Source organism: Bordetella petrii, assembly GCF_017356245.1.
In the GTDB taxonomy this organism is placed as follows: Bacteria; Pseudomonadota; Gammaproteobacteria; order Burkholderiales; family Burkholderiaceae_B; genus Bordetella_A; species Bordetella_A petrii_D.
Window position 1 is genome coordinate 822,307 of sequence record NZ_JAFMZZ010000001.1, and the last position, 24,305, is coordinate 846,611.

The following is a 24,305-nucleotide window of genomic DNA, read 5'->3' on the forward strand; positions in this document are numbered from 1 at the left end:
GCCGCGCCGTTGCGCGCGGCGGCGGGCGCGCCCCGCCGCGGGCCGCGCAATAGCCTGAGATACGCAGCTTTCGTCCTGTTTTTCGCCTGCAAACCGCGGCGGACTTTGGGGCAGAATCCCATCATTCCCAAGTAGCGATACCCTGATGGCCACTTCCAAGAATTCTTCCCTGCCGGCAAGCAACCTGCCGCTGCGCACATCCCGTGGCAGCCCGATCCTGCGCGGCCTTTTCTGGCTGCTGGCCCTGGCCATCGTTTCCGGCGCCAGCGTCGCCATCACGTGGTTCGTCATGCACCGCCAGTACGCCGAAACGGCGCCGGTGCGGCTGGGCGTGGGCAAGGCCGGCGCCGGCCCCGCGCCGGCCGTGTTCGTCGAGCCGCCGGCCACCCCGGCGGCCGTGCCGGCGCCCATCTTCATTCCCCTGGAAGCCTTCACCGTCACGCTGCAAAGCGCCGACAGCGAGCGCATCCTGCACGTGGGCATTACGCTGCGCGCCGGCGATGAGCAAACCCGCGCGCGCATCGAGAAATACATGCCCGAAGTGCGCAGCCGCATCCTGATGGTGCTGTCGGCGCAGTCGCCGGCGGCCGCCCAGTCGCAGCAGGGCAAGGCCGACATCGCGCGCGCGGTCGTCACCGCCGTCAACCAGCCGTTTTCGCCCCTGCCCGATGGCCAGTACGTCAGCGCGGCCCTGTTCACGGCTTTCGTGGTGCAGTAAGCATGGCCTACGAGGCGTTTCTTTCGCAGGATGAAGTCGATGCGCTGCTGGCCGGCGTTACCGGCGAGAGCGACAGCAAATCCGGCGACGAGGCCGATGCGCGCGGCGCGCGCGCCTACGACCTGAGCTCGCCCGACCGCGTGGTGCGGCGGCGCATGCAGACGCTCGAACTCATCAACGAGCGATTCGCCCGCCAGCTGCGCCACCTGCTGCTGAACTTCATGCGGCGCAATGCCGACATCACGGTCGGCTCGATCAAGATACTGAAGTACGCCGACTTCGAACGCAATCTTCCGGTGCCCAGCAATCTGAACATGATCCAGATGAAGCCGCTGCGGGGCACGGCGCTGTTCACCTACGACCCCAGCCTGGTGTTCCTGGTGATCGACAGCCTGTTCGGAGGCGACGGCCGCTACCACACGCGCGTGGAAGGCCGCGATTTCACCACCACCGAGCAGCGCATCATCCGCCGCCTGCTGAACCTGACCCTGGAAAGCTACGGCAAGTCGTGGGACGCGGTGTACCCGATCGAATTCGAGTACGTGCGTTCCGAGATGCACACCAAGTTCGCCAGCATCACCGGCAACAACGAAGTTGTGGTGGTGTCGTCGTTCCATATCGAATTCGGCGCCACCGGCGGCGACCTGAACATCTGCCTGCCCTACTCGATGATCGAGCCGGTGCGCGATCTGCTGACCCGGCCGCTGCAGGAGGCCACCCTGGAAGAAGTCGACCAGCGCTGGACCCACCAGCTGTCGCGCCAGGTGCGCAGCGCCGACGTCGACCTGAGCGCCGAATTCGCCACGATTCCCTCCACCATCCGCGACCTGGTGCGCCTGAAGGCCGGCGACGTGCTGCCGATCGAAGTGCCCGAGACGATCGTCGCCAGCGTCAACGGCGTGCCGCTGATGGAATGCAGCTACGGCGTCTTCAACGGCCAATACGCCCTGCGCGTGCAGAACCTGTTTACCTACGAAAGCGATACACACGAGGCCCCCGACCATGACTGACACGAACGAGCCCGGCCAGGCCGGTTCCGGTTCGTCCGCCGCCCCGGCCGACGACTGGGCCGACGCGCTTGCCGAGCAATCCGCGGCGGCCCAGCCCCCCACCCAGGCCGACGGCCTGAAGCCGCAGGATGACTGGGCCGGCGCCATGGCCGAGCAGGCCGCCGCCGCCCCGGCAGCCCCCGCGGCGGCGGCGGCCGCCACGCCCGCGGCCCGCCCCGCCGGCGGCTCGGTCTTCAAGCCGCTGGCCGACACCGTGGGCAGCACCGGCAACGACATCGACCTGATCATGGACGTGCCGGTACAGCTGACCGTAGAACTAGGCCGCACCCGCCTTACCATCAAGAACCTGCTGCAGCTCGGGCAGGGCTCGGTGGTCGAGCTCGACGGCCTGGCCGGCGAGCCCATGGACATCTTCGTCAACGGCTACCTGATCGCCCAGGGCGAAGTGGTGGTCGTGGAAGAGAAGTACGGCATCCGCCTCACCGACATCATCACGCCGTCGGAACGCATCAACCGCCTGAACAACCGCCGCTGAACGCCATGACGGAATCGGGGGTGCTGCGCGTGGTGATCGGCCTGCTGCTGGTGCTGGCGGCCATCCTGGCCTCGGCCTGGCTGGCGCGCCGCGCCGGCCTGGCCGGCCGCGCCGGCACGGGGCTGCTGCGGCAAGTGGCCAGCCTGCAGCTCGGCCCGCGCCAGAGCGTGGCCGTGCTGCAGATCGAGGACGCCTGGCTGGTGGTGGGCGTGACGCCCACCCAGATCACGCCCCTGCACACCCTGCCCGCCGGCGCCGCGCCGCCGGCGCCGTCCGAACTCGGCGCCTTTGCCGGCAAGCTGTCGCAGGCGCTCAAGCGCCGCGGCTGATGCTGTCCCGGCTTTCATGATGCCCCAGAGCATGACCCCTTACCGCCCATGCCGCCGCGTGCCGCTGATCCTGGCCGCCGCCGCGCTGGCGGGGCTGGCGCTGTTTCCCGCCGGCGTGGTGGCCCAGGCCACCCTGCCGGCCCTGACCGCCACCCCCGGCCCGGGCGGCGCGCAGACCTATTCGCTCAGCATGCAGACGCTGCTGCTGATGACCTCGCTGTCTTTCCTGCCGGCGGCGCTGCTGATGATGACGGGCTTCACGCGCATCATCATCGTGCTGGGGCTGCTGCGCAGCGCGCTGGGTAGCGGCATGTCGCCGCCCAATCACGTGCTGATCGGACTGGCGCTGTTCCTGACCTTCTACACCATGTCGCCGGTGTTCGACCGCATCTACAGCGAAGCCTACCAGCCGCTGTCCGAAGGCTCGATTCCTTTTGAAACCGCGGTCGAGCGCGCCGCCGCGCCGCTGCATACCTTCATGCTGCACCAGACGCGCGAGAACGACCTGACGCTGTTCGCCAACCTGGCGAACCAGCCGGCGCTGGAAGATCCGTCCCAGGTGCCGATGAAGATCCTGGTGCCGGCCTTCATTACCAGCGAGCTGAAAACCGCCTTCCAGATCGGCTTCACGATTTTCATTCCCTTCCTGATCATCGACCTGGTGGTGGCCAGCGTGCTGATGGCGCTGGGCATGATGATGGTGCCGCCGGTGACCGTGGCCCTGCCCTTCAAGCTGATGCTGTTCGTGCTGGCCGATGGCTGGAACCTGCTGCTGGGCTCGCTGGCGGGCAGCTTCTACCAATGACGGAGCTGCCATGACTGCTGAAACCGTCATGTCGATGATCTACCAGGCGATGAAAATCGCGCTGGCGATGGCCGGGCCGCTGCTGCTGGTGACCCTGGCGGTGGGCCTGGTCATCGCCGTGTTCCAGGCCGCCACCCAGATCAATGAAATGACGCTGTCGTTCATTCCCAAGCTGCTGGCCATGTGCGGCGCCCTGGTGCTGCTGGGCCCCTGGCTGCTGAGCCTGATGACCGACTACATCCGCCAGTTGATCAGCCAGATCCCGCTGCTGGTTTCGTAAGCGCGCCGCGCGCATCCGCCCGCCCGCCGGCACGCCATGATTACCTTCACCCAGCAACAGCTCGACGCCTGGCTGCTGCAATTCCTGTGGCCGTTCGTGCGCATGCTGGCGCTGGTGGGCAGCGCGCCGCTGTTCTCGGAATCCACCATCCCGATCCGCGTCAAGGTGGGCCTGGCCTTCGTGCTGACCATGGCGGTGGCGCCCGGCCTGGGGCCGCCGCCCGCCATTCCGCCCGGCTCGTATGCGGGCCTGTGGCTGCTGGGCCAGCAAGTGCTGATCGGCACCGCCATCGGGTTCACCATGCGCATCGTCTTTGCCGCGGTGCAGACCGCCGGCGAATTCGTGGGCCTGCAGATGGGGCTGTCGTTCGCCTCGTTCTTCGACCCCGCCACCGGCGCCAATACGGCAGTGCTGTCGCGCCTGTTCAATATCGTGGCGATGCTGGTGTTTCTGGCGCTGGACGGCCATCTGCTGGTGCTGGCGGCGCTGGTGCGCTCGTTCGACGTCCTGCCGCTGACCGAACTGACGCTGGACCGCAACGGCTGGGGCATCCTGGTGCAGTGGGGGCAGACCATCTTCGTGTCAGGACTGCTGCTGGCGCTGCCGCTGATCTGCGCCCTGCTGACCATCAACCTGGCGATGGGCATCCTGAACCGCGCGGCGCCGCAGCTGTCCGTGTTCGCGGTGGGCTTTCCGGTCAGCCTGATCACCGGGCTGCTGCTGCTGGCGGTGGTGCTGCCGCACGCGGCGCCGTTCCTGGAACACCTGCTGCGCGACGGCCTGCAGACGGTCAGCGACGTGATTGGCGGCCTGGCGGGGCAATAGCGGCCCGGGCCAGCGCAGGCGCTAAGGGTGTCGGACACCGTACGATTGAGACGGCGATGGCTTACTGCGGTGTCAGGCACCTGGCGGAGCCTGACACCTGGGCTATGCCGCCGTCTTTCGCCTTAAGGCGCCTGGCGCCGCTGCGGCTCATAAAAAAAGCGCCGGGCTTATCCGGCGCAATGTGGGGGAGTCAGCGGGTCTGCTTATGATTGGGCCACCAGCGGCGCCGCGTAATTGCCCGTCAGCTGCTGGGCCGGCACTTCGATGACTTCGCCCGCGTTGATCTTGAACACCGATACCGCCTCGGCCAGCCGCTGCGCCTGCTCCTGCAGCGAACCTGCCGCCGCGGCCGCCTCTTCCACCAGCGCCGCGTTCTGCTGCGTCACCTCGTCCATCTGCGACACCGCCCGGTTCACCTGGTCGATACCCCCCGACTGCTCTTCCGAGGCCGCCGAAATCTCGCCCATGATGTCCGTCACTCGCTTGACCGAGGCCACGATCTCCTGCATCGTCGCCCCCGCCCGCTCCACCTGCTGCGAGCCCGTGCCCACCTTGCTTACCGAGTCCTCGATCAGCACCTTGATCTCTTTGGCCGCCTGCGCGCTGCGCTGCGCCAGCGAACGGACCTCGCCCGCCACCACCGCAAAGCCCTTGCCCTGCTCGCCCGCGCGCGCCGCTTCCACCGCCGCGTTCAGCGCCAGTATGTTCGTCTGGAACGCGATACCGTCGATCACCGACACAATCTCGGAAATCTTGCGCGAACTCGCCGAGATCCCCTCCATCGTGCTCACCACCTCCGACACCGCCGCGCCGCCGCGCTCGGCCACATCCGAGGCGCTGGCCGCCAGCTGGTTCGCCTGGCGTGCGTTGTCCGCGTTCTGCTTGACCGTCGAGGCCAGCTCTTCCATCGACGCCGCCGTCTCTTCCAGCGACGCCGCCTGCTGCTCAGTGCGGCTGCTCAGGTCCGTGTTGCCCGCCGATATCTCGCGCGAGCCCACGTTGATCTCGTCCACTCCGCGTCGCACCTGCGACACCGTGCGCGCCAGGTTCTCCTGCATGCGCTTGAGCGCCGCGAACAGCTGGCCGATCTCGTTGCTGTTGCGCACTTCCACCCGCGCCGTCAGGTCGCCCGCGGCCATGCGGTCGAAATGCTGGCCGGCCTGGCGCAGCGGACGCAGCACGCTGCGCTGCAGGAACATCCAGCACAGCGCCGCCAGCAGCACCGCAATGGCCACCAGCGCGATCGACACGATTTTCGAAACGGAATAATCAGCCTGGGCGTCGACCACCAGCTCGTCGGTGCGCTCATCGATGTACTTCAAGTATCCGGCCAGAGTCTCTTCGAACGTGGTCGCGGCCGCCTGGGTAGCGTCGTTCTGTTCGATAAAGGCGCGGGTGTCCTGCTTGCCCAGCGCATCGCCCTGCAGCGTGGCCTGCCCCGCATAGCGCTGGTAGGCGGTGTTCAGAACAGCCGATTTCTCTTGCAGCGTGCTGCTCTTCTCAGTTTTCATGAAGGCAGCCATGCCTTGCGCGGCCGTATTGCCGGCCTCGCGCGCGCGCTGCAGGAACCGGTCGGCTTCCGGGAAGCGGCCCGCCTGCAGCTCGACTGCCGCCGCCGCCAGGTTCAGGCGCGAGCGCTGCAGCAAGGTGTACGCCTCGTACACCGGCACTACCTGGTTCGAATAAGCCGAATTGACCCGATCGAGCTTGTCGTTGCTGGAATGCATGGCCAGCCAGGCGGTGCCGTTGGATGCCAACAAGGCCAGCAGTAATACGCCGAGCACAAGCAGGATGCCTGTGCGTACTTTCATATTGGACAGCATGATCTGAGGTGATAGATAAAAATATGCAAGAAATGCCGGGCCGCCTGGCCTAACGGCCGCGGCTGAACAGGCTGGAACCCTGGATGATCGAGAATGACGAAGTCGCCGCATCGAGCGCGACCTTGCGCAGCAGCAGTTCCGAAGTCACCGAATAGACATCCACGTCTTCCAGGTCGGAAAGCTGCTTGGTATATGACAGCGTGCGCTGCGTCCCCACCGCGTCCAGCGCGTCGAGCTCGTTCAGGCGCGCGCCCACCGAGGCCTGCACCGTCAGCACGTTGTCCAGCGTCAGCGTCAGCTTCTTGTTGGCCGTGGCCAGCCCATTGTTGATGGCGGCGACGGCGGCCGGGTCGTTCGTGGTCGAACGCCCCAGCGTGTCGATCAGGCTGTCCAGCGTTTCGAACATGTCCATGTTCGACGCCTTGGGGGGTTCGACGGTATAGCTGTCGCCGGCGGCCGGCTGGCCCGAGATGCTGAAGCTGATGCCGCCCAGGTCGATGGTCTGCCCTTCGACATAAGGCACGGGCGCGGGTGCCGGGGTCGAACCCGGCACCGTGTCGGCGGTATAGTGCAGCACGCCGCCGATTTCCGAGAAGCTGACAAGAAAGTCCTGACTGGAAGCGGCGCCAGCCGCCGTGTCGAACGACACGCCGCTGAACTGGCCGGTGCCGGTATTGGCCGGATTCGCTTCGACGATGTAGGCCTTCGAACCAGCCGAGGCCTTGCCGAAAATGTCCGAGATCACGTCGCTGCCCGCCATCTGGCGGGTCTGGTCGACCTGGATCATGCGCTGGCCATCGTCGCCGCCGTAGCTCACATTGCCGTTGGCGTCTACCGTGACAGGCGTGCTGAAGCCGTCATGGCCGGAAAACAGATACTGGCCGTTGCCATCGGTGGAATTGGCCAGGCCCACCAACTGGTCGCGCGAAGCTTCCAGTTCGGTCACCAGCGCCTGCCGGTCGGCGTCGCTGAGCGTGCCGCCCGCCTGCACCACGCGCTGCAGCACCGACTGCAGCGTGGTCACCACCGAGCCCAGGGCATTGCTTTCCAGCCCCAGGGTCTGCTTGGCCGTGTTGCGGTTGGACGCATACGTGGCGTTCATGCTCGACGTCTGCGAAACGTTCACCGCCAGCGAGGCGGCCAGCGGGTCGTCGGCCGGCGTCAGCACGCGGCGGCCGCTGGCCAGTTGTTCCTGCAGGCGCGACAGGGTGCTTTCCTGCTTCAGGATGCCGTTCAGGCCGTTCTGGTAGATCAGCGAGGTGCTCAGGCGCATGGGAAAAACTCCAAATCCGTGTCAATCAGCATCGATCAGCGCAGGCCCAGCAGGGTGTCGAACACCGTGCTGGCCACATCCAGAATCTTGGCGCTGGCCTGGTACTGCTCCTGGTAAATCGTCAAGTTGACGTATTCCTCGTTCAGATTCACACCCGATACCGACTGATAGGCCGAGGTCTGCTGCGTAATCAGGTTGTCCTGCGCCGTCGCCGCCGTCTTGATCTGCTGGGTCTGCACGCCGACGTTGTTGATCAGCTGCGAAAACTGTCCGCTCAGGCTCAGGGTGCCGCCGCCCAGCACTTTCTCGGTCTGCAGCTTGGCCAGCAGCAGGCCGTTGGCGCCATTGGTAGTGCCGCCTGCGCTGTCGGCCAGGGCCAGCTTGGCCGGATCGGTGATCAGCGCCTTCAGGTCGCGCGCCGCGTCGCGGACAGGCTGCAGCTTCCAGGAATCGCCCGCCGCGGGCGTGCCGGCCAGGCTGACCGACATGCCGTCGAATTCGATGGTGGGCGGCGTGCCGGCCGATGGCGTCAGCGTCTGGGTAAAGCCATCCGACTGCCGCGTCACCACGTACTGGTTCAGCGTGCCGTCGTACACAATGTCGTACGAGGTGGCCTTGACGGCATTGGAATCGGTGAACTGCGCCGTCAGCGAGCCGTCGCCGGCGTTGCCCGCCTTGGGAATCGCCGCCGGCTGGCCCAGGCCGAACATGGCCTCGCCCGGGTCGCCGCTCAAGTCCAGCCCCGCTTCGTGCTGGGCATTGAACGCCAGGGCCAGCCCGACCGCGAGCTGCCCCAGCTGGTCTTGCACCGCATCCAGCGACTGGCTGCGGAACTGCAGGAATCCGGCCAGCTTGCCGCCGCTGACTTCGCTGTCGGCCAGCTCCACCTTTACCGTAGAGCCCGAGCCGGCGGGCAGCGAATAGGCCAGCGCCATGCGCGTGGGGTCGGTGGCCGACTGCACGGCGGCCAGCGGGTATACCGTAGTGCCCGACAACAGCGTCTGGCCGCTCTGCAGGGTGATGTTCAGGCTGTTGCCCTGCTCGTAGTACCGCACGCCCACCAGCTGGTTCAGCTCGGACAGCGCCTGGTCGCGCTGGTCGAGCAGGTCGTTGGGCGCGTGGCCGGACTTGCCCTGGGCCACCACGATCTGCTGGTTCAGGTCGTTGATGCGTTCCAGGTAGCTGTTGACCTGCTCCACCGTGGTCGAGATCTGCGTATTCACGCCTTCGCGCAGGTTCTGCAGTTCGCGGTAGGCGGAGTTGATCTGCGTGACCAGCGAATTGGTCTTGCCCAGGATGTCCTGGCGCACCGCCGGATCGGCCGGATTGCTGGCGCCGGCGTTGAGGCTGGCGAAAAACCCTTCCAGCGCCGGGGTGATGCCCACCGTGCGGTCGGCGAACAGGTTGTTGATCTGCGAGACCTGGTCGTACTGAGTGGCGAGCTGGGCGCCACTGCCCTGCGCGCCCACCATCTGGCGGTACAGGAAGCTGTCGTACTGGCGCTTGACCGTGTCGACCTGCACGCCGCGCCCGAAGAAACCCTGGCCGGTCTCGGTGGCGCCCGCGGTCGAGGTCATCACCCGCTGCCGGCTGTACCCCGCGTTAGCGGCATTGTTGATATTGTGGCTGGTGACTTCCATCCCGGCCTGAGATGCGTTCAGTCCGGTAAGCGCCAAGTTGTACAGATTCATGCTGCCGATATCCCGTAGAAAACCGCATCCGATCCCGAGGTGAAAACCCACCCCCGAAGCGCTGCGCGCTGCCCCCTCATGGGGGCGACGCCGGCGGGCCGGCAAAGCCGGCTTCGCCGCGTCCCCGATTTCGCCATGCCCGTTTTCACTCCGGGAGGGGCGTGCGGCGCCTGGTGAAACCCTGATACCGGATTAACGGCAAGCGGGCGCGAGAATTTAGCGTGCACGGGAAAAATCCATGCCGCCCGCCTCGCGCAGCTGGCCCATGACGGCGATCAGCTTGTCGGCATAGGCCGGGTCGGTGGCGTAGCCGGCCGCCTGGATGCGGCGCGCCGCGTCGATTTCGTCGCGGGCCCGCAGTACCGGCTCGTAGCGCGGGTTGTCGCCGATCAGGCGGGCGTAGTCGGCGAACGACTCCTCGTACGACCCGTAGGCGCGGAACGGCTGCACCACCTTGCGCGCCACGCCGTCTTCGTACTCGGTGGTCAATACGTTCACCACCTTGCCGTTCCAGCTCGATCCGGCCTTGATGCCGAACAGGTTGTAACTGGTGCTGCCGTTGTCGTACTTCAGCTCGCGCCGGCCCCAGCCCGATTCCAGCGCGGCCTGGCCCAGGATCAGGCGCGCCGGCACGCCGGTCTGGCGGGCGGCCTCCTGCGCGGGCCCGGCCATGCGCGACACGAAATCCACCACGTGGGCGGGCGCCCCTTCGGCCGTGGCCAGCGCCCGGTCGCTCGCCCGGTTGTTGCGCAATACGTCCAGCAGCGCCGTCACCTGGCGCGGCGCGGCGGAATTCTGCAGCGCTCCATCCAGGGCGGCGTCGGCCACCCCCGCCGGCCGGCCCTGCTGCATCTGCCGCAGCATCGCCTGCGCCAGGCCCACCCCGGGCCGGGACAGTTGCAGCGCCAGCTGCTCGTCGGCCATCGACTGCATCATCTGCGACTGCTGCGAGTCGAACAGCCCGCTTTTGAGCGTGGCCTCGCGCATGCGCTTGAGCATCATCTGCAGGAACAGCGCCTCGACCTGGGTGGCCACCTGCTTCTGCGCCGCGGCATCGCCCGGCTTGGCCTGGACGCCGCGCTTCAGGTCGGCCAGGCGGCCCAGGTCGAACACCGATTGCTGGGCGTCCGGCCGCGGCGTGTAGCTGACGAAAGCCATGGCGTTCCTAGATGATCTCGAGATCGGCGCGCAGCGCGCCGGCGGATTTCATGGCCTGCAAAATGGCCAGCAAGTCCTGCGGCGTGGCGCCCAGCGCATTCAGCGCCTTGACCACATCGGCCAGGTTGGCGCTGGTGCGCACCCGGTGCAGCGCGCCGTCTTCCTGGCGCACTTCGATCTGCGTATTCGGCACCACCACGGTCTGGCCGCCGCCGAACGGCGTGTCGGGCTGCGACACCTGCGCCTGCCGGTTGATGATGACCGACAGGTTGCCGTGGGCCACGGCGGCCTCGTCGATCATGACAGTCTGGTTCATGACCACCGAGCCGGTGCGCGCGTTGATAATGACTTTGGCGGTGGCCGGCGCGCGCCGCACCTGCAGGTTCTCGACGCGGGCCAGGAAGGCCGCCTGGTCGGCGGCGCTGACCGGCCCGCGCACCTGCACCACCCGGCCGTCCACCGCCTGCGCGGTGCCGGCGCCGAACTGTCGGTTCAACGCGGCCACCACATTCTGGGTCGTGCCGAAGTCGGTCACGTCCAGCTCCAGATAGATCATGCCGTCGTGCGCGAACGAGGTCGGCACGCCGCGCTCGACGATGGCGCCGGCATTGATGCGGCCGCCGTTGAGCTGGTTGATCTGCACGCTGGAGCCGCCCGCCGACGCGCCGGCCCCGCCCACCAGGATATTGCCCTGGGCGATGGCATATACCTGGCTGTCGGCGCCCTTGAGCGGCGTCATCAGCAGGGTGCCGCCGCGCAGGCTCTTGGCATTGCCCATCGACGACACCACCACGTCCAGCCGCTGCCCCGGCCGGGCAAAAGCCGGCAGCGTGGCCGTCACCATGACGGCGGCCACGTTCTTGAGCTGCATATTGCTGCCGGGCGGCACGGTAATGCCCAGCTGCGACAGCATGTTGGTCAGGCTCTGCTGGGTGAACGGCGTCTGCCGCACCTGGTCGCCGCTGCCGTCCAGGCCCACCACCAGGCCGTAGCCGATCAGGGGGTTGCCGCGCACGCCCTGGATGGATGCCAGGTCCTTGATCCGCTCGGCCCGCGCGGGCCCGGCCAATACCAGCAGCGCCGCCGCCAGCACGAGGCCGGCCCGGCGCAGCAGAACAGAAAACAAAGGCGTAGGCGTCATGGTCAGAATGGCGAGGCAATCAGGAAAAAGCGCTGCAGCCAGCCCATGGTCTGCACTTCATCCATGACGCCCTTGCTGCGGTATTCGATGCGGGCGTCGGCAACCTGGGTCGACGACACCGAGTTCGCGCCGGTGATCGAGCGCGGATCGACCACGCCCGAGAAGCGCACGTACTCGCTGCCGCGGTTGATGGCGATCTGCTTCTCGCCGGCCACTTGCAGGTTGCCGTTGGGCAGCACGCCGATCACCGTGGTGGTGATGGTGCCGGTAAAGGTATTGTTGGCGCTGGAATCGCCCTTGCCCGAGGCCTTGTTGGAGCCCGACGCGTCGGTGTCCAGCTTGGCGTTGGCCCAGCTGTCCATGAAGCCCGGCGAGGCCGCGATGCCCAGGCCGACGCTGCCGCTGCGGTCGGTATTGGTGGCCACGTTCTTGGCGGCATTGGTGCGCTCGTTCAGCACGATGGTGACGATGTCGCCCACGTTGCGCGGCCGGCGGTCTTCGAACAACGGGTAATTGCCGTACACGCGCGGCTGATAGATCGAGCCATTGGGCTGCGCCGCCGGCATGGGCGGCGACGGCGGCGCGGCCGTCATCGGGCCGGTCACAATGGGCTCGGGCGGGATCATGGCGCAGCCGGCCGCGGCCAGCGCGAGCACCGCCGCGAACAGCAGGCGCAGCACAGTCATCGGCATCACAGCTGCGTCAGGCGGGCCAGCATTTCATCCGAGGTCTTCACAGCCTTGCTGTTCATCTCGTACGCGCGCTGCGTGGTGATCATGTTGACCAGTTCCTCGGCCACATTGACGTTCGAGGTCTCGACGTACTGCTGCAGGATGGAACCCGCCCCGTCGATGCCGGGCTGCAGGATATTCGCCGGGCCCGACGAATCCGTTTCCAGGTACAGGTTCTCGCCCACGCTCTGCAGGCCGGGCGGGTTGATGAACGTGGCCAGTTGCAGCTGGCCGATTTGCACATTCAGGCCGGCCGCGCCGGGCTGGGTCACCGACACCGTGCCGTCCTTGCCTATCGTCAGCGACAGCGCGTTGTCGGGCACGTTGATGGGCGGCTGGACCACATAGCCGCCGGCGGTGGTCAGCTGGCCGTTCTGGTCCACCTGCAGCGTGCCGTCGCGCGTATACGCCTGGGTGCCGTCGGGCAGGTCGACCTGCAGAAAGCCCTTGCCGTCGATGGCAATGTCCAGCTCGCTGCCGGTGTTGTTCAGGTTGCCCTGCGTGAAGACCCGTTCGGTCGAGGCCACCCGCACCCCGGTGCCCAGCTGCAGGCCGGTGGGCAGCTGGTTGGCGTCGCCCACCTGGGCGCCGGGCTGGCGCAGGGTCTGGTACATCAGGTCCTGGAAGATGGCGCGGCCGCGCTTGAAGCCGTTGGTCTGGACGTTGGCCAGGTTGTTGGAAATCACGTCCATCGAAGTCTGCTGGCCTTCCAGACCGGTCTTGGCGATCCACAGCGAACGCATCATGGTGAAAACTCCTGGCGAGAACCCGGCGCATGCCCGGCCCGCGCAAAAAAACGGTTAGTTCATCGACAGCAGGCCGTTGGCCCGCTCGGCGTTCTTGTCAGCCTCGCTGATCACCTGCATCTGCATCTCGAAACGGCGCGCGTTGTCGATCATGCCGACCATGGCCTTGATGGGGCTGGCGTTGCTGCTTTCCAGCACACCCGACATAAGGCGCAGCGCCGGGTCGGCCGGCAGGGGCAGGCCGCCGCCCTGCGCCATGCGGAACACGCCGTCGTCGCCGCGCACCAGCGCCGTATCGGGCGGGTTGACCATCTTCAGGCGGCCCAGGTTCAGGATATTGTTGGGCGGATCGCCCGCCCCCAGCGCCGTGATGGTGCCGTCGCTGGCGATGGTCAGCGTGGCCAGCTCAGGCACGTCGATCGGCCCGTTCTGGTCAGACAGCACCGGCTGGCCCTGCGCGGTCTGCAGCAGGCCGTTCACGCCCACCTGCAGGTCGCCGGCGCGGGTGTAGGCCTCGCCCTGCGGCGTCTGGATCGCCAGCCAGCCCGGACCGGCCAGCGCCACGTCCAGCGCGCGGCCGGTGGTTTCCATATTGCCCAGCTCGAAATTGCTGCCCGGCGTGGCCGTCACGGTGGACACGCGCGTGGGCAGCGATGTGCCGTCCAGCACCGGCACCGACCGGTACATCGCCAGCTGTTCGCGGAACCCCGGCGTGCTGACATTGGCCATGTTGTTGCTCAGCACGGCCTGGTGCTCGGCGGCGCGCGCCGCGCCGCCCATGGCGGTGTAGATGATTCGATCCATGACTTATTCCCGTGCCGTACCTGCGCCTTAGCGCATGTTCATCAGCACCTGCATGACCTCGTCCTGGGTCTTGATGGTCTGCGCATTGGCCTGGTAGGTGCGCTGGGCCACGATCATGTTGACCAGCTCTTTGCTCATGTCCACGTTCGAGGCCTCTACCGCCTGGCCGACCACGGTCGCCAGGCCGTTGGTGCCGGGCTGGCCCAGCGTGGCCTGGCCCGACGCGCCCGTCTCGGCCCAGGCATTGTTGCCGACCGGCTGCAGGCCTTGCACGTTGTTGAAATTGGCCAGCGCCAGGGTGCCGATGATGGCCGTCTCGCCGTTGGTGTAGTTGGCCTGCAGCGTGCCGTCCTTGTTGATGGACAGGCCCGAATATTCACCGCTGGAATAGCCGTTCTGCGTGATCTTGGGCGAGAAATCGCTGCCGTACTGGGTGACGCCGTCGTAGCTCATGGTGATCGCCAGCGGATCGGCCGGCGAAGTCGTGCCGCCCGGATCGGCGAACGACAGGCCCACCGTCGGCGGCGTGGTCGTCAGGCGGCCGGCCGCGTCGAAGGTCAGCTGCGTGGCGCCGCCCCAGTCGCCCGAAGTGGCATCCTGGGTGGTCGGCGCCATCGCTTCGCCGTCCAGCGTGTAGTACACGTCGTAGACGCTTTCGCCGGCCACCGCTTCGCGCTTGACGAAATACTGCGTCAACTGGTGCGCATTGCCCAGCGAGTCGTACACCGTGGTCGGCACCGAATCGGTATAGGTCGAGGCCAGCGTCGGGTCGAACAACGTGGCCGGGTCGATCGCGTCGGCGTTGGCGTTCAGGTTGGTCTGCAGGCTGGCCGCGCTGGTTTCCTGGGGCGCGATATTGCCTTGCGGCAGGCGCAAGTCCACCGGCGCCGAACCCACCGCGCCGGCCGCGTAGCCGGTCAGGCGGTAGCCCTGGGCATTGACCAGGTAGAAATCCTTGTCCACCAGGAACTCGCCGTTGCGCGAGTAGAACACGCCGCCGCTGGGGTCGGTCAGGCGGAAAAAGCCCTTGGGCCCGTCGATGGCGATATCGTATTCACCGCCGGTGACGGTGACGTTGCCCACCGAAAAGCGCTGGTTGATGGCGCTGACCTTCACGCCCAGGCCCACGCGCGAACTCGCGTACACGTCGGCGAACGACGCCGTGGCGGACTTGAAGCCCACCGTGCCCGAGTTGGCGATGTTGTTGCCGATGACGTCCAGGTTCTGCGCCGCGGCGTTCAGGCCGCTCAATCCTTGTCCGAAACCCATGTGTTATCTCGCTCGTGTGTGAGTGTCTAGTCGATTGCCGCCGCGTACCCTCAGGTACCCAGCACCTTGCGTACATCCAGCATGCTGATCTGGCCGGCCAGGCCCAGGTCCAGCCGCAGGCCGTCGGTGGAATACGACACGCTGTTGACCTTGCCGTAGGTCAGCGTCTCGGCCTGCACCTTCTTGCCGTCGGCGTCGGTGGCGCTGACGTTCACCGTGTACTTGCCGTCCACCAGCGCCTGCCCGCCATCGTTGGTACCGTCCCAGTCCAGCGTCAGCACCCCGGTATCCTGCGCGCCCAGTTCGAAGCTGCGCACCACCGCGCCGGAAGCATCCAGAATCTTGACCGACACCTTGGCCGCATCGCCCTGCAGGTCGATGCCGAAAGGCGTGGCCACGCGCTTGGACGGATCGGCGGCGTCGGTGCCCAGCGAGATCTTCTCGCCGGGAATCAGCACGCCCTTGCCTATCATGGACACGGCGTTCATCGACTGCGACACGTCGATCTGCCCGCTGATGGCCAGCAGGGTGTTCTTCAGGTTGGTGATACCTTCCACCGTCGAAATCTGCGCCAGCTGCGACGTCAGCTCGGCGTTTTCCATCGGGTTGAGCGGATCCTGGTTCTGCAACTGCGTCACCAGCAGCGTCAGGAAGCGGTCCTGCAGGCCCTGCGCGGTGCTGGCGCCCGCGCCGGTCTGCGCCAGCGCCAGTCCGGTAGGATCGGTATTGTTGTTGACCGTGGTCATCCGGTGCTCCGTTCAGGGGGATCAGGACTGACCGATGGTCAGCGTCTTCATCATCAATTGCTTGGCCGTGTTGAGCACTTCCACGTTGGCCTGGTACGAGCGCGAGGCCGCGATCATGTTCACGGTCTCGGCCACCGGATCCACGTTCGGCATCGTGACGTAGCCCTGCTGGTTGGCCAGCGGGTGCGACGGGTCGTAGACGAGCCTGGGCGGCGAGGGATCCTGCACCACCCCGGCCACCCGCACGCCGCCGATCTCGCGGCCGTAAGGCTGGCCGGCGGGCGGATTCACCTGGAACACCACCTGGCGCGCGCGGTAGGGCTGGCCGTCCGGGCCCACCGCGCTGTCGGCGTTGGCCAGGTTGCTGGCCGATACGTTCATGCGCTGCGACTGGGCCTGCAGCGCCGAACCGGCGATATTGAAAATGCTGGTCAAAGACATGGCGGAGTCCGTTGGGTTATTCCTGGATGGCCGACATCATCGAGCGGATGCGGCCCGACAGCATTTGCAGGCTGCTCTGGTAATGCAGCGTGTTGTCGGCGAACTGCACGCGCTCGGCATCCATGTCGACGGTGTTGCCGTCGATGCTGGGCTGGTACGGCAGGCGGTACAGCAGCTCGGCCGGGTTGGGCGTCACGGCCTTGCCCGGTATGTGGCGCGCCGAGGTCAGTGTCAGGTTCGTATCGGGCAGGCGCATGCGCGTGTCCAGCGCGTTGCGCATGGCGGTCTGGAAATCGAAGTCGCGCGCCTTGTAGCTGGGCGTGTCGGCGTTGGCGATGTTCGAGGACAGCACTTCCTGCCGCTGGGCGCGCAGCGCGATCGCCTGTTGGTAGAAGCGGAAATCCTCGTTGAGCCTGTCTAGCATCCTGGGAATGTCCTGCGGGAGGAGTAAAGGAACATGCGGGACCGCGGCGCGCCGCAATCCTTTTTTGCATGACGGCATCTTAGGGGCCGGGCGCGCGCCACAATCAGCCAAATAACCCGTTATTTCCGAGTCAATTCGGGTCTTGGCCGTGCCCCCCCGCTTCTACAATGCCAGCATCATGCAATCGCTATCGCGCGCCCTCCTGCAACTGGCCCTGCTGGGCACCGTGCTGCTGCCGGCGCCGCCGGCCCGGGCGGCCGCGCGCGCCGATGCCACGGCCGATGCGGCCGCCATCCGGCAGTCGGCCGAGGCCTTCCTGCGCGAGCAGCTCGCCGACCTGCCCGGCACGCTGTCGGTCACGCTCGATCCCATCGATACCTCCCGCACGGCGGCCTGCACCCAGCTGGCGCCCTTCCTGCCGTCGGCGCTGCGCCCTCGTCCGCGCATGACCGTCGGCGTGCGCTGCACCGCGCCGCAATCCTGGACCCTGTACCTGCAGGCCACCGTCAGCGTGCGGGGCCAGTATTACGTGGCCGCGCACATGATCCCCGCCGGACAGGCCATACAGGCCAGCGACCTGACCACCCGCGACGGCGACCTGGTGGCGCTGCCCCGCGGCGTGGTGGTCGATCCGGCGGCCATCGTCGGCATGCGGGCCCGCTACCGCATCGCCGCCGGGCAGGCCATCAAGGGCACGGCCCTGCGCAGCGCCCGGGCCGTCACGCGGGGCCAGCAGGTGCGGGTCACCGCGCGCGGGCCCGGCTTCGTGATCAGCAGCGAGGGCGAGGCGCTGGACGACGCCCCGCCGGGCGCACCCGTGCAGGTGCGCACGCCGTCGGGCCAGATCGTCAGCGGCATCGTGCGCAACGCCACCCTGGTCGAGGTCGTCCTGTAATGTTACATATTGAAGACATTCACCCGGCGGGCCTGCTAAAGTTCGCCGCGCGGCGGCCGTTACAAGGACCAGAGCCGGCCGCCCCTTGCAGCGCCTGCCGGCACAACGCCTTGCGGAGACTGCCTTGAAAATCACCCCTCCCTCTTCCCGGCCGATCGGCGCCCAGGCGCCTGGCGGGCGGGCCGACACCCCGGCCGGCGCGGCGCCGTCGGCCGCGGCGCCGGGCGGCGGCAGCGCGCAGGTGGCGCTCAGCCCCGCATCGCGCCAGCTGCTTGCCCTGCAGGACGGCGGCAGCGACATCAACGTCGAACGCGTAGCCGCCATACGCGCCGCCATCGCTTCCGGGCAACTGCAGATCGACGCCGGCCGCATCGCCGACAGCCTGATCGCCAGCGCCCGGGACTTGCTCAAATAGACTTCTCACGCACGGCCCGCTCCATGGACATGCCCACTTCCCTGCTCGATTGCCTGGCACGCGAAAACACCCTGGTGCAGGAATTCTCCGCCGCGCTCGACACCGAAACCCATGTCCTGGTCGACCGCACCGCATTCCAGCAATTGCCGGAACTGTCGCGCCACAAAGAAACCCTGGCCCTGCAATTGGCCGCGCTCAGCGACCATCGCGATGCGCTGCTCGCACAGATGGGCCTGCCTGAAGGGCACGAAGGCACCGAGCATGCCGCCGCGCGCGACCCGCAACTGGCGCAGGCCTGGCGCACGCTGCTGGCCAACGCCGCCATCGCGCGCGAACGCAACGCCCGCAACAGCGCCCTGGTGGAAGTCAGCCTGCGCTATACGCAGCAGTCGCTGGATGCCCTGCGCGAGCTGGGCGGCTTGGCCAGCGCCGGCACCTATGACGCCCAGGGCCGCGGACGCCGCGGCGCCTACGGCGGAAAGAACATCGTCGCCGCCTGAGCCAGGACTCGGGTAGGTGTCTGACTCCCGCAGGGTGTCAGACACCGTGCTGCTGAGACAATCGCCGCACACTTCCGTGCCAGGCACCCTGCGCAGCCTGGCGCCCGGCCCTCGTTCCCCGCCGCCGTTCAAGCGGCCATTTCCAGCATCGAAAACAATTTCAGCATGGCGGCCGGCATGGCGCGCGTGTTGAGCTTTCGCCCCGCTCCCAGTGCGCCGCGCAGCGGCAGTTCCAGGACGGCGGCGCCGGGCGCGTGGGCCGCCTGCCAGCAGGCCGCGCCCAGTTGTGCCGCCAGGGCCGCGCGCGCAGCCAGCCCGGCCGCGCCCGTGCCGGCCGGCAACGCCGGCCAGGCCTGCGCCATCTCGCGGAACGCGCCGCGCGCCCGTTCCTGCAGCGCCAGCCAGCGGGCCACGGTGCTTGCATCCGCCTGACCCGCCGGCAGGCTGGTCAGGCCGAACAGCTGGCGCAGCACCGCTCCGTCGGCCGTGGCCACCCGGGCGCACACCAGCCGCAGCGCCAGGGGCGGCGCGCCACGGCGCGGCACGGCCACTTCGGTGCCCGACGCCCAGAGTTCGAGCGACTGGCCCCGGGCCGATCCCGGCAAGACCGCGACGCCGGCCGCGGCATCCAGCGGGCCGGCCGGCAGATAGCCCAGGGCCTTGCCCACCGCGTTCAGCGTGGTCGGACAATCATCGTGCAGCACCTTCATGGCGCCGGCGCAGCGCGCCAGCCAGGCCGTGCCGGCCGGCAGGCTGCGCCAGGCGGGCCCGTCGCCAGGCTCGATCAGGTGCACCAGCGGCACCCTGGGCATGCCTTCGGCCAGGGCCGCGGCCCGCTCCGCCAGGGCGCGGCCGAAACCGCCGGCCCGTACCTGGGCCGGCGCGACGGCCGCCTGCGGACGGTGCAGCCGGCCGTCGGCCGCACCCAGCGCGGCGCCACGATCGCTGAGCAGCAAGGCGGCCTGCAGCCGGGCGCCGGGCAATCCGGCGCCGTCCAGCGCGGCCGCGCCATGCAGCGCCAGCAAATGCCGGTCGCAGGCCGACGCAAAGGCTTGCCGGGCGCCCGCCAGGCCGGCGTCCGGCACGCCACGCCCGGCCGCCGCGTCGCGCGACGCATCCGCTTCGCGCCAGGCGGCGCGCGCCAGCCGGCAGGCGGAATCGCCATCCAGCCAGGCCAGCGCCTGGTCCAATGACGGCCCGGCCGCCGCGCCGCCCGGCAGCAGTGCCGCCGCCAGCCACTGGCGCCGACGTTGCGCGGCGTCGTCGGGCGCCGCAGCGCGCGCACGCCACAGCGAGGCCATGTCCGCCTCGCTGGGCGCGTACAGTGCGGGCGCCTGCGCAGGCGCCGCCAGCGCACGGTCCACCAGTTCGTCCGCGCGCGCCGGCGCCAGGTCTTCCGGCACCTTCTGCCCCACGCATATATAGTGCACCGGCAGCCGGTGGCGCACCGCCGTATCCAGCGCGGGCCCCAGGCGCGACGCCTCGTCGAGCTTGGTAATGATGCAACCCGCCACGTCCTCGCCCGCGCCGTGCCGATAGGCGTGCGCCACCTCGTCCAGCGTATCGCCCTGGCTGGCCGCGTTCAGCACCAGCAGGCGCCGCACCGTCCGGCCCGCGCCGCATAACAGCGCGGCCTGGGCCGCCACATTGCGGTCGCGCTGGCTGATGCCGGTGGTGTCGATCAACACCACCTTGCGATCGCCCAATTCGGCCAGCGTGGCGCGCAGCTCGGCCTCGTCGCGCACCGAGCGCGCCGGCACGCCCATCAGGCGGCCGTAGATCTGCAATTGCTCCAGCGCGCCAATGCGGAAGTTGTCGGTCGTCAGCATCGCGACCTGCTCGCGGCCCTCGCGCGCCACGCAGCGCGCGGCCAGCTTGGCCAGCGTGGTGGTCTTGCCCACCCCCGTGGGCCCCACCAGCGCATATACGCCGCCCTGGGCCCACAAATCGTCTTCGCGGGCCAGCACCGGCAAATGCGTCACCAGCTCGTTACGCACCCATGACTGCGCCTCGCGCTGGCCCAGGCCGGCCGGCAGGCGCTCCAGCATCGCCCGCGCCAGGCGCGCGCTGAACCCGGCGTCGAGCAGCAGGCGGAACAGCGCCGCGCGCCGCGGTTCGCGGCCCGGCGCCTCGGCGCCGCCCCACAGCAGGCCGTCCAGCCGGGTTTCCAGTTCGCCCCGCAGCGCCCCGATGGCTGCTTCCAGGCCGGCCGCGGCATCCACGGCCGCCGGCGCGGGCGGCCGGGCCGCGGGCAGCGGCGCCTGCGGAGCCGGCAAGGCGGCCACAGGCGTGGCGACAGGCTCGTCAAGGGGTGCGGCGGCGGCGTGTTCGTCCAGGGTGGCCAGCACCTCGACGCCATCGGCCACGCTGCGGTTGGAAACGATCAGGGCTTCCGGGCCCAGCGCCGCGCGCACCTGGCGCATCACTTCACGGCTGGTGGCGCCGATGAATCTGCTTATCTTCATGCGCCGGCACCGATCAGCGCCGTCACCCGCAGCATGCGCTCATCGGGAATCTCGGCATTGGACAACACGCCCAACTGAGGCAGGTGGTGGCGCAGGAAGCGCGACAGCGGCGCGCGCAAAGGCGGCGACACCACCAGCACGGGCGCCTGGCCCTGCGCCTCCTGCCGGGCCACGCTGCTCTGCGCCTCGCGCAGCAGCGTATCGGCCAGGCCGGGCTCGAGGCCGCCGCTGGTGGTCAGGGCCTGGGTCAGCACGCGCTCCAGCTTCACATCCAGGCCGATCACCTGCAGCTCGCCATCGCCGGGGAACCACTGTTGCGTAATGGCGCGGCCCAGCGCGCGGCGCGTCAGGGCGATCAATTCGGGCACATCGGCCTGGCCGCCCGTGGCCGCGGCCTGCGCGGCCAGCCGCGGCGCGTGCTCGGCCAGGGTATCCACGATGGAGCGCATGTCGCGTATGGGCACCTCTTCGGCCAGCAGGCCCTGCAGCACTTTCTGCAGCGTGGTCAGCGACAGGGTCTTGGGCACCAGGTCCTCGACCAGCTTGGGGGCCTCGGCGCCAATGCGGTCCAGCAGCTGCTGGGCTTCCTGGCGGCCCAGCAGGCTGGCGCCGTGGCGATGCATCATGTGGTTCAGGTGCGTGGCCACCACTGTACTGGCATCCACCACGGTGTAGCCGGCCGCCTGGGCCGGGTCGCGCTGGCTGCTGTCGATCCACAGCGCCGGCAGCCCGAAGGCCGGATCGGTGGTCGCCGTGCCCTTGATCGGGGTGGTCACGCCGCCCGGGTCGATGGCCAGCCACTGGTTCGGCATGGCCATGCCGCGGCCGATCTCCACGCCGGACAACAGAATGCGGTAGTCGTTGGGCTTCAATTCCAGGTTGTCGCGGATGTGCACGACCGGCGGCAGGAAGCCCACGTCCTGGGCGAACTTCTTGCGCAGGCTGCGGATGCGGTGCAGCAGTTCGCCGTTCTGGGAATGGTCCACCAGCGGAATCAGGCGGTAGCCCACTTCCAGCCCCAGCGGGTCCACCATCGAGACATCTTCCCAGCTGGCCTCGGCGGCGGCGGCCTGGGCCTGCGCCGCCGCCTGCGACGGCTGGCCGGCCGTGGCCTGCTCGGCGGCCTGCGCACGCCGCAACAGCATCCAGCCGGTGCCGGCCAGAATGGCGGCCAGCGTCAGGAACGCCACGTGCGGCATGTTGGGAATCAGGCCCATGATGCCGATAATGGCCGCGGTCAGAAACAATACGCTGGGGTTCGAGAACAATTGCGCCAGCATCTGCTGGCCCACGTCCTGGTCGGTCGACACCCTCGACACCACCACGCCGGCGGCGGTCGAAATCACCAGCGCCGGAATCTGCGCCACCAGGCCGTCGCCGATCGTCAGCAGCGTGTACACGCGCGATGCGTCGCCGATGGCCATGTCGTGCTGCGCCATGCCCACGATCAGGCCGCCCAGGACGTTGATCACCATGATCAGCAGGCCGGCGATCGCGTCGCCGCGCACGAACTTGCTGGCGCCGTCCATCGAGCCGAAGAAGTCGGCTTCCTGCGAAACCTCGGCGCGCCGGCGCCGCGCCTCGTCTTCGCCGATCAGCCCCGCATTCAGATCGGCATCGATGGCCATCTGCTTGCCGGGCATGGCGTCCAGGGTAAAGCGGGCGCCGACTTCGGCGATGCGCCCCGCGCCCTTGGTGATGACGATGAAGTTGATGATGGTCAGGATCACGAACAGAATGATCCCCACGGCGAAGTTGCCGCCCACCAGGAAGTGCCCGAAGGCCTCGATCACCTTGCCCGCCGCGTCGGGCCCGGTATGGCCGTGCAGCAGCACGACGCGGGTCGAGGCCACGTTCAGCGACAGGCGCAGCAGCGTGGCAAACAGCAGTACGGCGGGAAACGCGGCAAAATCCAGCGGCTTGCGCGTGAACATCGCCACCAGCAGGATCATTACCGACAGCGCGATGTTGAACGTGAACAGCAAGTCGAGCAGGAACGTGGGCAGCGGCAGCACCATCATGCCCAGCACCAGCACGATCAGTACCGGTCCGGCCAGCATGCGGGCGTTGGCCGCCCCGTGGGTCTTCAATGCGGAAAGCAGTTGGCTCATGCGTAAAAAGTCTCCAGGCCCATTCTGTTACTGGGCGCCGGCAAGAGGGTCAAGTTCGGCGGGCACCACCAGGCCGGTCGGCGCGGACGGCTCGGCGCCCCACTCCGCGCGCCAGCTGCGCAGCTGGAACACCCAGGCCAGAACCTCGGCCACGGCGGTGTACAGCGCTGCCGGAATCTCCTGCCCCAGCTCGACATGCTGGTGCAGGGCCCGCGCCAGCGGCGGCGCCTGCAGCATCGGCACGCGATGCTCGGCGGCCAGTTCGCGGATGCGGGCGGCCACCAGGCCGGTGCCCTTGGCCACCACGCGCGGCGCCGGCTGCCCGTCGGCATAGCGCAACGCCACGGCGTAGTGGGTGGGGTTGGTAACCACCACGTCGGCGCGCGGCACCTCGCTCATCATGCGCCGCCGGGCCATGGCCCGCTGCTGCTGGCGGATGCGCGCCTTGATGTGCGGATCGCCTTCGCTTTCCTTGTGTTCCTGCCGCACGTCTTCCTTGGACATGCGCAGCTTCTTCAAATGGCTCCAGATCTGCCACGGCACGTCCAGCAGCACGATGATGCCCAGCGACGCCACGATCAGGGCCGCGCACAGCGCGACCAGGGACAAGGCCTGCACCAGCGCTTCGGTGGGCGCGGCGTGCATCAGCGCCAGCATATCGTCGCGGTGCCCGCCGATCACGGCCACGGCCACGCTACCCACCAGCAGCGCCTTGGCAATGGCCTTGAGCAGTTCCACCACGGTCTGCGCCGACACCATGCGCTTCAGGCCGGAAAACAGGCTCAGCTTCGCAAAATCCGGCTGCAGCGGCTTGGCGGAAAACACAAAGCCGCCCAACAGCACACTGGCCAGCACCGCCACCACCATCAGCACGCCGAAAATGGGCAGCACCACCAGCAATGCCTGGCCGGCGCTGTCGACAGCCTGGGCGACCATGATGCCGGGGTCGCGCCCGAGCCGCGCGTCGAACCCCAGCCCGTCGCGCAGCACGCCGGTCAGGCCGCGGTACAGCATCGAACCGCTCAGCCACAAGCCGCCCACGCCGGCCGCCAGCAGCAGAAACGTACCCAGCTCGCGCGAACGCGCGATCTGCCCCTCCTCGCGCGCCTTTTCCAGGCGCCTGGGAGAGGCGGATTCGGTTTTCTCCAGATCGCTGTCGTCGGCCATGCT

General features: G+C 68.2%; 25 protein-coding genes. 10 read left to right on the forward strand and 15 right to left on the reverse strand.

Annotated elements, in window-relative coordinates; all coding sequences use genetic code 11:
• The first annotated feature begins 145 nt into the window (after positions 1-145).
• Genes J2P76_RS03920 through fliR form a run of 7 tightly spaced genes read left to right on the forward strand, consistent with a single transcriptional unit; the run spans position 146 to position 4,502 of the window.
• Entirely contained in the window at positions 146-718 is a 573-nt protein-coding gene (locus J2P76_RS03920; protein WP_207404595.1) for a flagellar basal body-associated FliL family protein, read from the forward strand.
• A 2-nt stretch (positions 719-720) separates the two neighbouring features.
• Positions 721-1,728, forward strand: coding sequence for a flagellar motor switch protein FliM (gene fliM / locus J2P76_RS03925; protein ID WP_207404596.1), 1,008 nt, complete (start codon positions 721-723; stop codon positions 1,726-1,728).
• A complete protein-coding gene (gene fliN, locus J2P76_RS03930; RefSeq protein WP_207404597.1) occupies positions 1,721-2,263 on the forward strand; it encodes a flagellar motor switch protein FliN in 543 nt (180 codons plus the stop codon). Before fliM ends, fliN begins: the two co-directional genes overlap by 8 nt.
• A gap of 5 nt (positions 2,264-2,268) precedes the next feature.
• Entirely contained in the window at positions 2,269-2,592 is a 324-nt protein-coding gene (fliO, locus tag J2P76_RS03935; protein WP_207404598.1) for a flagellar biosynthetic protein FliO, read from the forward strand.
• 31 nt (positions 2,593-2,623) lie between these two features.
• Positions 2,624-3,397, forward strand: a complete 774-nt coding sequence (gene fliP, locus J2P76_RS03940) for a flagellar type III secretion system pore protein FliP (protein ID WP_207404599.1) — start codon at positions 2,624-2,626, stop codon at positions 3,395-3,397.
• 10 nt (positions 3,398-3,407) lie between these two features.
• Entirely contained in the window at positions 3,408-3,677 is a 270-nt protein-coding gene (fliQ, locus tag J2P76_RS03945) for a flagellar biosynthesis protein FliQ (RefSeq protein ID WP_207404600.1), read from the forward strand.
• Between the two features lie 36 nt (positions 3,678-3,713).
• Positions 3,714-4,502, forward strand: a complete 789-nt coding sequence (fliR, locus tag J2P76_RS03950; protein ID WP_207404602.1) for a flagellar biosynthetic protein FliR — start codon at positions 3,714-3,716, stop codon at positions 4,500-4,502.
• Between the two features lie 203 nt (positions 4,503-4,705).
• On the opposite strand, the gene J2P76_RS03955 is transcribed toward fliR, so the two are convergent.
• The 12 genes from J2P76_RS03955 to flgB all read right to left on the reverse strand — a co-directional run bounded on the left by J2P76_RS03955 (position 4,706) and on the right by flgB (position 16,749).
• A complete protein-coding gene (locus J2P76_RS03955) occupies positions 4,706-6,325 on the reverse strand; it encodes a methyl-accepting chemotaxis protein (protein ID WP_207404603.1) in 1,620 nt (539 codons plus the stop codon).
• 49 nt (positions 6,326-6,374) lie between these two features.
• On the reverse strand, positions 6,375-7,598 hold the full coding sequence (gene flgL / locus J2P76_RS03960) for a flagellar hook-associated protein FlgL (protein ID WP_207404604.1): 1,224 nt from the start codon (positions 7,596-7,598) through the stop codon (positions 6,375-6,377).
• Positions 7,599-7,633: 35 nt separating this feature from the next.
• Positions 7,634-9,289: a flagellar hook-associated protein FlgK gene (gene flgK / locus J2P76_RS03965; protein WP_207404605.1), complete on the reverse strand. Its 1,656-nt coding sequence runs from the start codon at positions 9,287-9,289 to the stop codon at positions 7,634-7,636.
• A gap of 216 nt (positions 9,290-9,505) precedes the next feature.
• Positions 9,506-10,447: a flagellar assembly peptidoglycan hydrolase FlgJ gene (gene flgJ, locus J2P76_RS03970; protein WP_207404606.1), complete on the reverse strand. Its 942-nt coding sequence runs from the start codon at positions 10,445-10,447 to the stop codon at positions 9,506-9,508.
• 7 nt (positions 10,448-10,454) lie between these two features.
• On the reverse strand, positions 10,455-11,588 hold the full coding sequence (locus J2P76_RS03975; RefSeq protein ID WP_242697284.1) for a flagellar basal body P-ring protein FlgI: 1,134 nt from the start codon (positions 11,586-11,588) through the stop codon (positions 10,455-10,457).
• A 2-nt stretch (positions 11,589-11,590) separates the two neighbouring features.
• Positions 11,591-12,280, reverse strand: a complete 690-nt coding sequence (locus tag J2P76_RS03980; protein ID WP_207404607.1) for a flagellar basal body L-ring protein FlgH — start codon at positions 12,278-12,280, stop codon at positions 11,591-11,593.
• Positions 12,280-13,065: a flagellar basal-body rod protein FlgG gene (gene flgG / locus J2P76_RS03985; RefSeq protein ID WP_207404608.1), complete on the reverse strand. Its 786-nt coding sequence runs from the start codon at positions 13,063-13,065 to the stop codon at positions 12,280-12,282. The genes J2P76_RS03980 and flgG overlap by 1 nt, the downstream gene beginning before the upstream one ends.
• A 54-nt stretch (positions 13,066-13,119) precedes the next feature.
• The gene (locus J2P76_RS03990; protein ID WP_207404610.1) at positions 13,120-13,869 is read right to left on the reverse strand and encodes a flagellar basal body rod protein FlgF; all 750 of its coding nucleotides are present in this window, start codon (positions 13,867-13,869) and stop codon (positions 13,120-13,122) included.
• 27 nt (positions 13,870-13,896) lie between these two features.
• Positions 13,897-15,138, reverse strand: a complete 1,242-nt coding sequence (flgE, locus tag J2P76_RS03995) for a flagellar hook protein FlgE (protein WP_207404612.1) — start codon at positions 15,136-15,138, stop codon at positions 13,897-13,899.
• 50 nt (positions 15,139-15,188) lie between these two features.
• A complete protein-coding gene (locus J2P76_RS04000) occupies positions 15,189-15,884 on the reverse strand; it encodes a flagellar hook capping FlgD N-terminal domain-containing protein (protein ID WP_207404614.1) in 696 nt (231 codons plus the stop codon).
• A gap of 21 nt (positions 15,885-15,905) precedes the next feature.
• Positions 15,906-16,325, reverse strand: coding sequence for a flagellar basal body rod protein FlgC (flgC, locus tag J2P76_RS04005; protein WP_207404616.1), 420 nt, complete (start codon positions 16,323-16,325; stop codon positions 15,906-15,908).
• A gap of 16 nt (positions 16,326-16,341) precedes the next feature.
• On the reverse strand, positions 16,342-16,749 hold the full coding sequence (flgB, locus tag J2P76_RS04010; RefSeq protein ID WP_207404618.1) for a flagellar basal body rod protein FlgB: 408 nt from the start codon (positions 16,747-16,749) through the stop codon (positions 16,342-16,344).
• Between the two features lie 178 nt (positions 16,750-16,927).
• Between flgB and flgA the strand changes: the two genes are divergently transcribed.
• From flgA to J2P76_RS04025, 3 genes are all read left to right on the forward strand, one after another.
• The gene (gene flgA, locus J2P76_RS04015; RefSeq protein WP_207404620.1) at positions 16,928-17,644 is read left to right on the forward strand and encodes a flagellar basal body P-ring formation chaperone FlgA; all 717 of its coding nucleotides are present in this window, start codon (positions 16,928-16,930) and stop codon (positions 17,642-17,644) included.
• A 124-nt stretch (positions 17,645-17,768) separates the two neighbouring features.
• A complete protein-coding gene (flgM, locus tag J2P76_RS04020) occupies positions 17,769-18,059 on the forward strand; it encodes a flagellar biosynthesis anti-sigma factor FlgM (protein WP_207404622.1) in 291 nt (96 codons plus the stop codon).
• Positions 18,060-18,088: 29 nt separating this feature from the next.
• On the forward strand, positions 18,089-18,559 hold the full coding sequence (locus tag J2P76_RS04025; protein WP_207409108.1) for a flagella synthesis protein FlgN: 471 nt from the start codon (positions 18,089-18,091) through the stop codon (positions 18,557-18,559).
• Positions 18,560-18,687: 128 nt separating this feature from the next.
• On the opposite strand, the gene flhF is transcribed toward J2P76_RS04025, so the two are convergent.
• The 3 genes from flhF to flhB are packed head-to-tail and all read right to left on the reverse strand — an operon-like array spanning position 18,688 to position 24,302.
• The gene (gene flhF, locus J2P76_RS04030; protein ID WP_207404624.1) at positions 18,688-21,024 is read right to left on the reverse strand and encodes a flagellar biosynthesis protein FlhF; all 2,337 of its coding nucleotides are present in this window, start codon (positions 21,022-21,024) and stop codon (positions 18,688-18,690) included.
• The gene (gene flhA / locus J2P76_RS04035; RefSeq protein WP_207404626.1) at positions 21,021-23,135 is read right to left on the reverse strand and encodes a flagellar biosynthesis protein FlhA; all 2,115 of its coding nucleotides are present in this window, start codon (positions 23,133-23,135) and stop codon (positions 21,021-21,023) included. The genes flhF and flhA overlap by 4 nt, the downstream gene beginning before the upstream one ends.
• Positions 23,136-23,162: 27 nt before the next feature.
• Positions 23,163-24,302: a flagellar biosynthesis protein FlhB gene (gene flhB, locus J2P76_RS04040; protein ID WP_207404628.1), complete on the reverse strand. Its 1,140-nt coding sequence runs from the start codon at positions 24,300-24,302 to the stop codon at positions 23,163-23,165.
• Positions 24,303-24,305: the final 3 nt, after the last annotated feature.

Bases quoted from the DNA above. Each gene is read 5' to 3' on its own strand.
- fliN (WP_207404597.1), top strand. From the start codon at position 1,721: ATGACTGACACGAACGAGCCCGGCCAGGCCGGTTCCGGTTCGTCCGCC.
- flgK (WP_207404605.1), bottom strand. From the start codon at position 9,289: ATGAATCTGTACAACTTGGCGCTTACCGGACTGAACGCATCTCAGGCC.
- flhB (WP_207404628.1), bottom strand. From the start codon at position 24,302: ATGGCCGACGACAGCGATCTGGAGAAAACCGAATCCGCCTCTCCCAGG.
- J2P76_RS03980 (WP_207404607.1), bottom strand. From the start codon at position 12,280: ATGCCGATGACTGTGCTGCGCCTGCTGTTCGCGGCGGTGCTCGCGCTG.
- flgB (WP_207404618.1), bottom strand. From the start codon at position 16,749: ATGCTAGACAGGCTCAACGAGGATTTCCGCTTCTACCAACAGGCGATC.
- flgC (WP_207404616.1), bottom strand. From the start codon at position 16,325: ATGTCTTTGACCAGCATTTTCAATATCGCCGGTTCGGCGCTGCAGGCC.
- flhA (WP_207404626.1), bottom strand. From the start codon at position 23,135: ATGAGCCAACTGCTTTCCGCATTGAAGACCCACGGGGCGGCCAACGCC.
- fliP (WP_207404599.1), top strand. From the start codon at position 2,624: ATGACCCCTTACCGCCCATGCCGCCGCGTGCCGCTGATCCTGGCCGCC.
- flgA (WP_207404620.1), top strand. From the start codon at position 16,928: ATGCAATCGCTATCGCGCGCCCTCCTGCAACTGGCCCTGCTGGGCACC.
- J2P76_RS04000 (WP_207404614.1), bottom strand. From the start codon at position 15,884: ATGACCACGGTCAACAACAATACCGATCCTACCGGACTGGCGCTGGCG.
- J2P76_RS03920 (WP_207404595.1), top strand. From the start codon at position 146: ATGGCCACTTCCAAGAATTCTTCCCTGCCGGCAAGCAACCTGCCGCTG.
- fliO (WP_207404598.1), top strand. From the start codon at position 2,269: ATGACGGAATCGGGGGTGCTGCGCGTGGTGATCGGCCTGCTGCTGGTG.
- J2P76_RS04025 (WP_207409108.1), top strand. From the start codon at position 18,089: ATGCCCACTTCCCTGCTCGATTGCCTGGCACGCGAAAACACCCTGGTG.
- fliR (WP_207404602.1), top strand. From the start codon at position 3,714: ATGATTACCTTCACCCAGCAACAGCTCGACGCCTGGCTGCTGCAATTC.
- flgJ (WP_207404606.1), bottom strand. From the start codon at position 10,447: ATGGCTTTCGTCAGCTACACGCCGCGGCCGGACGCCCAGCAATCGGTG.
- fliM (WP_207404596.1), top strand. From the start codon at position 721: ATGGCCTACGAGGCGTTTCTTTCGCAGGATGAAGTCGATGCGCTGCTG.
- flgE (WP_207404612.1), bottom strand. From the start codon at position 15,138: ATGGGTTTCGGACAAGGATTGAGCGGCCTGAACGCCGCGGCGCAGAAC.
- J2P76_RS03990 (WP_207404610.1), bottom strand. From the start codon at position 13,869: ATGGATCGAATCATCTACACCGCCATGGGCGGCGCGGCGCGCGCCGCC.
- J2P76_RS03955 (WP_207404603.1), bottom strand. From the start codon at position 6,325: ATGCTGTCCAATATGAAAGTACGCACAGGCATCCTGCTTGTGCTCGGC.
- flgL (WP_207404604.1), bottom strand. From the start codon at position 7,598: ATGCGCCTGAGCACCTCGCTGATCTACCAGAACGGCCTGAACGGCATC.
- fliQ (WP_207404600.1), top strand. From the start codon at position 3,408: ATGACTGCTGAAACCGTCATGTCGATGATCTACCAGGCGATGAAAATC.
- J2P76_RS03975 (WP_242697284.1), bottom strand. From the start codon at position 11,588: ATGACGCCTACGCCTTTGTTTTCTGTTCTGCTGCGCCGGGCCGGCCTC.
- flhF (WP_207404624.1), bottom strand. From the start codon at position 21,024: ATGAAGATAAGCAGATTCATCGGCGCCACCAGCCGTGAAGTGATGCGC.
- flgG (WP_207404608.1), bottom strand. From the start codon at position 13,065: ATGATGCGTTCGCTGTGGATCGCCAAGACCGGTCTGGAAGGCCAGCAG.